Genomic DNA, 8,296 nt, shown 5'->3' with positions numbered 1-8,296 from the left:
AGCCTCCAGGTGGTGCCGGGTTGGGCGAGTGGGACGGCAGTGAGCTTGCCGGTCATGGCCGGGGCCTTTCTGGTGATGCGGTGCAGGCGAGGTAGGGACGCTCAGTGCGCCGGGGCCGGGGCAGGTGGCTGCCAGGTGAGCACCGGGCCGAGTGCGTTGAGCATGGATGAGGGGGGAGTGAGGCGGAGCAGCCAGTTGCGCAGGGTGCTGGCGGGGGCCGAACTCCATTGCGCGACGGACCCGATTCGGTGGGAGCGTCTGGCGATCATCTGGGTACGGGGGCGTCGCTGCTGGTCGTAGGCGGCCAGTGCGGACTCCACGTGGGGATTGGAAGCTAGCAGCGCGGCCAGGGTGACGGCGTCCTCGAGGGCCTGGATGGCGCCCTGCCCCATGTTGGGCGTCATCGCGTGCGCGGCATCGCCGAGCAGCGCGGTCCTGCCGGCGACGTAGGTGCTGATCGGCGGCAGTTCGTAGATGTCGTGGCGCATGACCGTGTCCTCGCTGGCGGCCGCCAGGAGATCGGGGATCGGGGCATGCCAGCTGCTGAAACGCCGTCGCATCTCATCAAGCTCCCGGCCGGGGCTGCGCTGCCCCGGGGGGGTGTTGGCGACGCCGAAGAAGTACACCCGGCCATCCGGAAGAGGAGCGATTCCCACGCGCTCCCCGCGCCCCCAGGTCTCGCCGCCGGCCGACAGCGGACGGCCCGCGTCGGCGATCAGTCGCCAGGCCGTGTACCCGGCGTAGCGGGGCTCGGGGGCCTGCGGCCACAGTGAGCGCCGTACCGTGCTGTGGATCCCATCGGCGCCCACCAGCAGATCGGCGCGCGACACCCCGTGGTTGTGCTCGACCTCGACCTGAGATGTGCCACTACCGGCCCGAACAACCCGAATGACCTCGGTCTCCTTGCACAGCGAAGCGGCGGGAACGGCTTCGCGAAGGATGTCGAGCAGGTGGGCACGATGGATCATGACAAGGGGACCGTACCGGCGTCCCAGTTCGTCGGTGTCGGTCTGCGACAGCCAGCGGCCGGACACGTCCCGGATGCCGGTCTTGGTTTCGACCAGGGCATGGGCGCGGACCTGCTCGCCCACGCCCAGCGCGTCCAGCGCGCGCAGGCCGTTGGGCCACAGCGACAGCCCCGCACCCACCTCGCCGAACGCGGTGGCGCGTTCCAGTACCTCGACCTGCCAGCCACTGCGGATCAGCGCGACGGCGGCGGCCATGCCGCCGATACCGCCCCCCACCACGATCGCGGTGCGCTGGCTCATGCTGGTGCCGCGTTCCATCCTGCCCATCTCAGGCTCCTCTACATCTGTAGCAAACGCCCAACACTCTACACCTCTAGAGGATGTGCTCGCGTAAGGGAGGAACTGTGATCAAGGTCACGGCGAGCCGTTTCCCGCCGGGAGTCTCCCAGGCCCCGACGTGCTACGCACCGGGAATCCGCCGTTTGTGGGGCCGCTCGCGTCTGCTGACTCGCCCCACCTTTCCGTCCGAAGACGTTTCCCGCGCCGTCCCACTGTGAGCGTGCGAGACCACGTGCGGCGGGTCTTGCCGAAATCCCCGCTTGCCAGGACATGGCACGGAGCGTACTGTCCGGCGTACTAGAAACCCCATGCTGGTACACCAAGCCCGACGTGGACCCAGACGCTGTAGTCAGCAGACAAGAAGTCAGGCTGGTCGACCCGGCAGCGGTGGGTGCCGCCGTCGGCTGCCGTGCCGATCCGGCGCCGCCCCCGTCGTCCCCGTCCCCGTCCACGGCCACGCTTCCGCCCCGAAGGTGACTCGGTGATGACCTTCTTCGACCCGGCTATCGTCGCCGGACTCGTCGCCGGCCTGTCTGGTCTCGCCACCGCCGGATGGTTGACCCGCTCGGCCAGTCTGCTGCGTCGCCAACTCGCCGTCGCCCGGCACGATGCCACCCACGATCGGCTGACCGGTCTGCTGAATCGAGCCGGCCTGGCCGAGGTGTGGCCGCGGCTGGCTCCGGCTCGGCCGTTCGTAGCGGTGCTCGATCTGGACGACTTCAAACCGATCAACGACCTCCGCGGCCACGCGCCTGGCGACGTGGTGCTCAGCGTCATCGCCGACCGACTCCGCACCCAGGTCACCAGCATCGTCGCCAGGTTGGGCGGGGATGAGTTCGCGCTGATCCTCGCATCCTCGTCCGATCTGCACGCGGTCCGAGAGGTGGCCGCCGCAGTCGCCGACCCGATCGGACTGCCCTCCGGGGAAGTCGTCTCGGTCACCGCCTCCATCGGACTTGCTTCGGCCGACAGCGGCGACCTGGCCGAGGCGCTCGCCCGCGCCGACGCCGCCATTACAGGGCCAAAGCCACCGGATCCGGTGTCAGCGTCTACGACCCGTGCGCCGACGACCGGACGAGCCCTGGCGCCGACCCCCGCCCGATCTTGCGCACGTGCAACGTTCGCACCAGCCCTCTGAAGGTGATCGCATGACCAGACGTCGACGCGGACCGGCTGCGGCAGAAGGGACGACGTTGGGGGCGGAGCGCCGTGCCGGTACGAACCATGTCGATGGTGTGCCGGAACCCCGTGGGGACGACCTGCCCGTGCGCGTCCTGATCCGGGGGGCGGTGGCGGAGATCGTGTTGTCCCGCCCAGAACGCCGCAACGCGCTCGACGTGACCGCGGGCGTCGCCCTGGCCGAGGCGGTCGAGGAGGTCCGTGGTCGCGACGACGTCAGAGCGGTGATCGTGCGGGGAGAAGGCGCGGCCTTCTGCGCGGGCGGCGACGTCAAGGCGATGTCCGCCGGTGCCCACGAGGGCAGAGGTGAGCCGGTGCTTCGACAGATCGCCGGGGTGGTGCACACCGCGATCGTCGGCTTGACGCGCCTGCCGAAGCCCGTCATCGCTAGCGTCCACGGGCAGGCGTACGGCGCGGGTTTCTCGCTCGCCCTGGCCTGCGACATGGTCGTCGCATCCCACGACGCCACATTCTGCCAGGCGTTCATCAAGCTCGCCGCGACTCCCGACTCGGGTAGCACCTACTTCCTACCCAGAGTTGTGGGACGTCAGGTGGCCTCGGAGCTGATCATGCTGGGCGATCCGGTGAGCGCGGAACGGGCGTACCAACTCGGCATGGTGAACCGCGTGGTGCCTCGCAGGGAGCTGGACGGCCAGGTCCGCGATCTGGCCGAGCGGCTTGCCCGGGGGCCGGCTCAGGCGTACGCCCGTGCCAAGCAGCTCATTGCCGCCAGTGCACACGCGGGCCTGGAGCAGCAGTTGGAGAACGAACGCATCTCACTGGGTGAGTGTGCCCGTACGGAGGACTTTCTCGAGGGCGTCGACGCGTTCGTCAACAAGCGCGTGGCGGTCTTCGGCGCGACAAGGTGAAGGTGAAGGTGAAGGTTCTGTGAAGAAGCGAGCGCGGGTCGTCGGGGTCGGCATGGTGCCGTTCATGACCCCGAGAAACGCGGATCCGTACGACGACATGGCCGAGGCCGCGGTCCGGGCCGCGCTGCGGGATGCGTCGCTCGACTACGGGCAGGTCGAACAGGCCTACGCGGGCTATGTGTACGGCGATTCGACCAGCGGACAAGCCGCGCTCTACCGGGTAGGCCTGACCGGCATTCCGGTGGTCAACGTGAACAACAACTGTTCGACCGGGTCGACGGCGCTCTGGCTGGCCCGGCAGGCGGTCGAGTCCGGGGCCGCGGAGTGCGTGCTGGTCGTCGGCTTCGAACAGATGCAGCGCGGTGCGATCAGATCGCACTGGGAGGACAGGCCGAACCCGTTCGCCCGCTTCGACGATGTCGCGCATGCCGTGCAGGGGACGGACGACGGCGCGGCGCCGATGGCGGCACGGTACTTCGGTGGCGCCGGGAAGGCCTACGCGGAGAGGTACGGCACCGCGCCGGAGACCTTCGCGCGGATCGTCGTGAAGGCCCGGCAACATGCGGCGAACAACCCGTACGCCGTCTTCCGCGACCCGCTCACTGTTGAGGAGGTGGTTGCCTCCCCGCACGTCTACGGGCCGCTGACCCGCTTGCAGTGCTGCCCGCCGACCTGCGGGGCGGCGGCGGCGGTGATCGCCAGCGAGGAGTTCGCCAAGGCACACGGCCTTGACGCGCGGGTGCAGATCACGGCGCAGGCGATGACCACCGACACGGCGAGCAGCTTTCACGACGGCGACATGATCAAGCTGGTCGGGTACGACATGTCCGCCGCCGCCGCTGGCAAGGTCTACGAGGCCGCCGGTGTCAGCCCCCAGGACCTCAGGGTGGTCGAGCTGCACGACTGCTTCAGCACCAACGAACTGCTGACGTACGAGGCGCTCGGGCTCACCCCGGAGGGCACCGCCGAGAAGTTCATCCTGGAGGGCGCCAACACCTACGGCGGTCGGGTCGTCACCAACCCCTCCGGGGGTCTGCTGGCGAAGGGTCACCCGCTCGGGGCGACCGGTCTCGCCCAGTGCGCGGAGCTGGTGTGGCAGCTGCGCGGTCAGGCCGGACGCCGGCAGGTGGAGGGGGCGAACCTCGCGCTCGCGCACAACATCGGCTTGGGTGGTGCCGCGGTGGTCACCCTCTACGAGAAGGTGAGCTGACATGCCGATTCCGACCTCCCTGATCGGTTTGGAACTCCCGCCGATCACCGTCGAGGTGGAGCGCGGCCGGTTGCAGTTCTTCGCCCTGGCCATCGGCGAGTCAAACCCCATCTACCGCGACCCTGCCGCCGCGAGAGACGCGGGTCACCCCGACCTGCCGGTGCCGATGACGTTTCTGTTCGGCCTGGAGCTGGAGCAGGCGAACCCGTTCAGCTACCTCACCGACGTCGGGGTGGACCTGCGGCACCTGCTGCACGGCGAGCAGTCCTTCACGTACCACTCGGTCGCGCATGCGGGCGACAGGCTGACCTTGCGGCGGCGGATTTCCGACGTCTACCAGAAAAAGGGCGGTGCCTTGGATTTCGTGGTGAAGCAGACGGCGGTGACTCGGGCGGATGGCTCCCGAGTCGCCGACCTGGCCTGCGTCATGGTGATTCGTAACCCCGGGGTGCATGCATGACCGAGCTGAAGCTTGAGCTGCCCCCGATCTCCCGGACCACGCTCGCCCTCTTCGCCGGCGCCTCGGGGGACCACAACCCCATCCACATCGATATCGACGTGGCTCGCTCCGGTGGGCTGGATGACGTGATCGCCCACGGCATGCTCTCCATGGCGTACCTGGGGCGGCTGCTGACCAACTGGGTGCCGCAGGAGCGGATTCGCTCCTACCGCGTCCGGTTCGCCGCGACCACGCCACCAGCCGGAAAGCCGACCTGCACCGGTCGGATCATCGATATCAATGACGGCGGACTGGCCACTGTGGAGCTTGTCGTCGCTCTGGCCGACGGCACGGTGACGCTCACCGGCGAAGCTGTCGTTGAGATTGAAGGGACAGCGGCATGAGAAGACTTGAGGGCAGGGTCGGGATCGTTTCGGGCTCCGGCCGTGGCATCGGCCGCGAGATCGCCATGAAGCTTGCGTCGGAAGGCGCCCGGGTGGTGGTCAACGACCTGGACGCTGAGCCGGCCAAGGAGACGGTCGCGGCGATCGAAGCGGCCGGCGGGCGGGCCGTGGCCTGTGCCGGCAGTGTGACCGAGGAGGGGTTCGCGGAGCGGTTCGTGCAGACCGCAATCGACTCGTTCGGCGGGTTGGACATCATCGTCAACAACGCCGGCTACACCTGGGACACCGTCATCCAGAAGATGACGGATGAGCAGTGGGACGCGATCCTGGACGTACACCTCAAAGCACCCTTTCGCATCCTTCGCGCTGCCCAACCGGTCATCTCCGCGGCGATGAAGCAGGCCAAGGCGGCGGGTGAGCCGGTGCCCTGCCGCAAGGTCGTCAACATCTCCTCCGTCGCCGGGCTCGGCGGCAACGCGGGCCAGGTCAACTACGCCGCCGCCAAGGCGGGCGTCATCGGACTGACCAAGACCCTGGCCAAGGAGTGGGGCCGCTACAACGTCACGGTCAACTCCGTGGCCTTCGGTCTGATCAAGACCCGGCTCACCGAGGCGCCGGCTGGTGCCAACGCCACCATCACCGTGCAGGACAGAGACATCAAGGTCGGCATCAACGCCGAGCTCATGGAGGCGGTGCAGCGGTCGATCCCGCTTGGCCGCGTCGGAACATCGGCCGAGGCGGCGGCGGCGGTCTACCTGTTGTGTACGCCCGAGTCCGACTACATCAGCGGGCAGACCCTCGTCTGCGCCGGCGGTTACACCATCTGAGGAAGAGGAGGGCACAGCATGTATCTCACCCAGACGTTGCACCAAGCGGTGCAGCAGGATCCTCGACGTGCCATGACCGTCTACGGTGACCGCACTCGTACGGCAGCCGAAACGGTCGACCGGGTAGCTCGACTGGCCGCAGGCCTGCGGGCGGCCGGTGTGGCCGGCGGCGGCCGAGTCGGCGTTCTGAGCCTCAACTCCGATCGTTACCACGAGATCCTGCTCGCGGTGCCCTGGGCGAATGCGGTCGTCGTACCGATTAACGTCCGCTGGAGTGCCGCGGAGATCAGCCAGGCACTCCGGGAGTCGGATACCCGCGTGTTGTTCGTCGATGCCACGTTCGCGCCGATGGTGTCCAGCCTGCGGGCACAGTTCGGGCACCTGAGCACGGTGATCTTCTCTGAGGACGACGCTCCGCCCGACGGAATGGTCAGTTACGAGCAACTGGTCCGCGACAACGAGCCCGCGGTGGATGCGCGCCGCGGTGGTGACGACCTGTTCGGCATTTTCTACACGGGCGGCACGACCGGCAGTCCGCGGGGCGTCATGCTCAGTCACACGAACGTCATGGTTTCCGCTCTGGGCAGCCTCGCCACCGGAAGCTTCGTCACGCCACGCGGACGACTGCTGCACGCCGCGCCCATGTTCCACCTCGCCGACATCGCGGCGTGGGCGGCCGCCCTGCTTGTCGGCTCGACGCACGTCATCGTTCCCAACTTCACGCCGGCCGGAGTCTCGGAGGCCATCGAACGGCACGTGGCCACCGACGTCCTACTGGTGCCCACCATGATCCAGATGCTCCTCGATCATCAGGCCGCCGCTGAACGGGATCTGTCCAGCATGCGGCACGTGATCTACGGCGCATCACCGATTTCGGAAACCCTGCTCGAGCGCGCCCGCAAGGCGTTCCCGCAGGCCGGATTCACCCAGGCGTACGGGATGACTGAGCTGTCTCCCATCGCCACCCTGCTCCTGCCCGACGACCACGACGTCCCCGCACTACGGAGATCGGCGGGCCGTGCCGCACCGCACGCCGAGGTGCGCGTCGTCGACTCCGACGACGTGGAGGTGCCCCGCGGCACGGTCGGCGAGGTTGTCGTGCGCGGCGACCACCTCATGCGCGGTTACTGGCAGCGCGACGGGGACACCGCAACCGCGCTTCGTGGTGGCTGGATGCACACCGGTGACGGCGGCTACATGGATGAGCGGGGATACGTCTACATCGTGGACCGGCTCAAGGACATGATCATCTCTGGTGGAGAAAACGTCTACTCCGCCGAGGTGGAGAATGTGCTGGCCAAAAATCCGGCGGTCGCATCGTGCGCGGTGATCGGAGTTCCCGATGAGCAGTGGGGCGAGCGGGTGCATGCCGTCGTCGTGTTAGCGCCCGGCCGAACCGCCACCCAGGATGAGCTGCGCGACTTCTGCCGGGAGCAGATCGCCGGATACAAGGTCCCACGGACGGTCGCCTTCGTCAACGCGCTCCCGATCTCCGGTGCCGGCAAGATTCTCAAGCGGACGCTACGCGAAATGCCCTGGTAGATTCCGCTCTCGGGCGGGTTCGCGGGCGCCCTTCTTTGGTGGGTACCCGCGAGCCCGCCTCTGGCTGGCGAAAGAGGTCAGACATGACTGAGGTCACCGAACGCCGCTGACGATCCTTGGTTGTCCGGCCCCACGCCCACCTCTCGGTCGCGAACGGCTCGAAGGGTGCATTTTGACCTGCTGTCGCCGCAGAACATGTGTGCGTTCGCTACCACCGGTCCGCGGGTGTCAGTCGGCGTTTTGCGCCGGTGGTCGGACTGGCGAGCAGCCCAGGGTCATTGCGTTGTCGGATAGGTGGTGGTCACGGCGGTGATGAGGGCGGGTGGCGCGGGCGATGTTGGCCTCGCCGTTGGTGCGGTGGTAGCCGATCGAGGTGTTGCGCAGGGTGGCCAGGACGGCGGGTCCGGTGCCGGTGCGGGCCTGGTGTCGGGGTACGGCCTGGAGTGCAGAGCTAGGTACAGCTGATCTTGCAGAGGTGCGCACTGGTTGTCCGTCGTCAGCGGGTGACTGAGGGTGAGG

At 68.1% G+C, this 8,296-nt stretch carries 8 protein-coding genes; 7 read left to right on the top strand and 1 reads right to left on the bottom strand.

Going from position 1 to position 8,296, the window contains the following annotated elements; all coding sequences use genetic code 11:
* Positions 1–101 precede the first annotated feature (101 nt).
* Positions 102–1,295 carry an FAD-dependent monooxygenase gene (locus AB0I11_RS33970; protein WP_357329992.1) on the bottom strand — a complete coding sequence of 398 codons (1,194 nt, stop codon included), beginning with the start codon at positions 1,293–1,295 and terminating at the stop codon, positions 102–104.
* Between the two features lie 496 nt (positions 1,296–1,791).
* On the opposite strand from AB0I11_RS33970, the gene AB0I11_RS33965 reads away from it, so the two are divergent.
* Genes AB0I11_RS33965 through AB0I11_RS33935 form a run of 7 tightly spaced genes read left to right on the top strand, consistent with a single transcriptional unit; the run spans position 1,792 to position 7,777 of the window.
* Positions 1,792–2,445, top strand: a complete 654-nt coding sequence (locus AB0I11_RS33965) for a GGDEF domain-containing protein (protein WP_357329990.1) — start codon at positions 1,792–1,794, stop codon at positions 2,443–2,445.
* 10 nt (positions 2,446–2,455) lie between these two features.
* Positions 2,456–3,355 carry an enoyl-CoA hydratase-related protein gene (locus tag AB0I11_RS33960; protein ID WP_357329988.1) on the top strand — a complete coding sequence of 300 codons (900 nt, stop codon included), beginning with the start codon at positions 2,456–2,458 and terminating at the stop codon, positions 3,353–3,355.
* A gap of 19 nt (positions 3,356–3,374) precedes the next feature.
* Positions 3,375–4,565, top strand: a complete 1,191-nt coding sequence (locus tag AB0I11_RS33955; protein WP_357329986.1) for a lipid-transfer protein — start codon at positions 3,375–3,377, stop codon at positions 4,563–4,565.
* Between the two features lies 1 nt (position 4,566).
* Positions 4,567–5,025 carry a MaoC family dehydratase N-terminal domain-containing protein gene (locus AB0I11_RS33950; protein WP_357329984.1) on the top strand — a complete coding sequence of 153 codons (459 nt, stop codon included), beginning with the start codon at positions 4,567–4,569 and terminating at the stop codon, positions 5,023–5,025.
* Positions 5,022–5,408 (top strand): MaoC/PaaZ C-terminal domain-containing protein, encoded by a 387-nt coding sequence (locus AB0I11_RS33945; protein ID WP_357329982.1) that lies wholly within the window; start codon positions 5,022–5,024, stop codon positions 5,406–5,408. Before AB0I11_RS33950 ends, AB0I11_RS33945 begins: the two co-directional genes overlap by 4 nt.
* Positions 5,405–6,235: an SDR family oxidoreductase gene (locus AB0I11_RS33940; RefSeq protein ID WP_357329980.1), complete on the top strand. Its 831-nt coding sequence runs from the start codon at positions 5,405–5,407 to the stop codon at positions 6,233–6,235. Before AB0I11_RS33945 ends, AB0I11_RS33940 begins: the two co-directional genes overlap by 4 nt.
* An 18-nt stretch (positions 6,236–6,253) precedes the next feature.
* Complete coding sequence (locus AB0I11_RS33935; RefSeq protein ID WP_357329977.1) at positions 6,254–7,777, top strand: long-chain-fatty-acid--CoA ligase; 1,524 nt, start codon at positions 6,254–6,256, stop codon at positions 7,775–7,777.
* The last annotated feature ends 519 nt before the right edge of the window (positions 7,778–8,296 follow it).

Source organism: Micromonospora sp. NPDC050495, from assembly GCF_040655175.1.
Classification (GTDB): domain Bacteria; phylum Actinomycetota; class Actinomycetes; order Mycobacteriales; family Micromonosporaceae; genus Micromonospora.
This window is presented reverse-complemented; position numbering and strand designations above follow the sequence as displayed.

What these genes read in the sequence shown, in the direction of transcription:
- AB0I11_RS33970 (WP_357329992.1), bottom strand. Translation starts at nt 1,295, where the DNA reads ATGGGCAGGATGGAACGCGGCACCAGCATGAGCCAGCGCACCGCGATC.
- AB0I11_RS33965 (WP_357329990.1), top strand. Translation starts at nt 1,792, where the DNA reads ATGACCTTCTTCGACCCGGCTATCGTCGCCGGACTCGTCGCCGGCCTG.
- AB0I11_RS33960 (WP_357329988.1), top strand. Translation starts at nt 2,456, where the DNA reads ATGACCAGACGTCGACGCGGACCGGCTGCGGCAGAAGGGACGACGTTG.
- AB0I11_RS33950 (WP_357329984.1), top strand. Translation starts at nt 4,567, where the DNA reads ATGCCGATTCCGACCTCCCTGATCGGTTTGGAACTCCCGCCGATCACC.
- AB0I11_RS33945 (WP_357329982.1), top strand. Translation starts at nt 5,022, where the DNA reads ATGACCGAGCTGAAGCTTGAGCTGCCCCCGATCTCCCGGACCACGCTC.
- AB0I11_RS33940 (WP_357329980.1), top strand. Translation starts at nt 5,405, where the DNA reads ATGAGAAGACTTGAGGGCAGGGTCGGGATCGTTTCGGGCTCCGGCCGT.
- AB0I11_RS33935 (WP_357329977.1), top strand. Translation starts at nt 6,254, where the DNA reads ATGTATCTCACCCAGACGTTGCACCAAGCGGTGCAGCAGGATCCTCGA.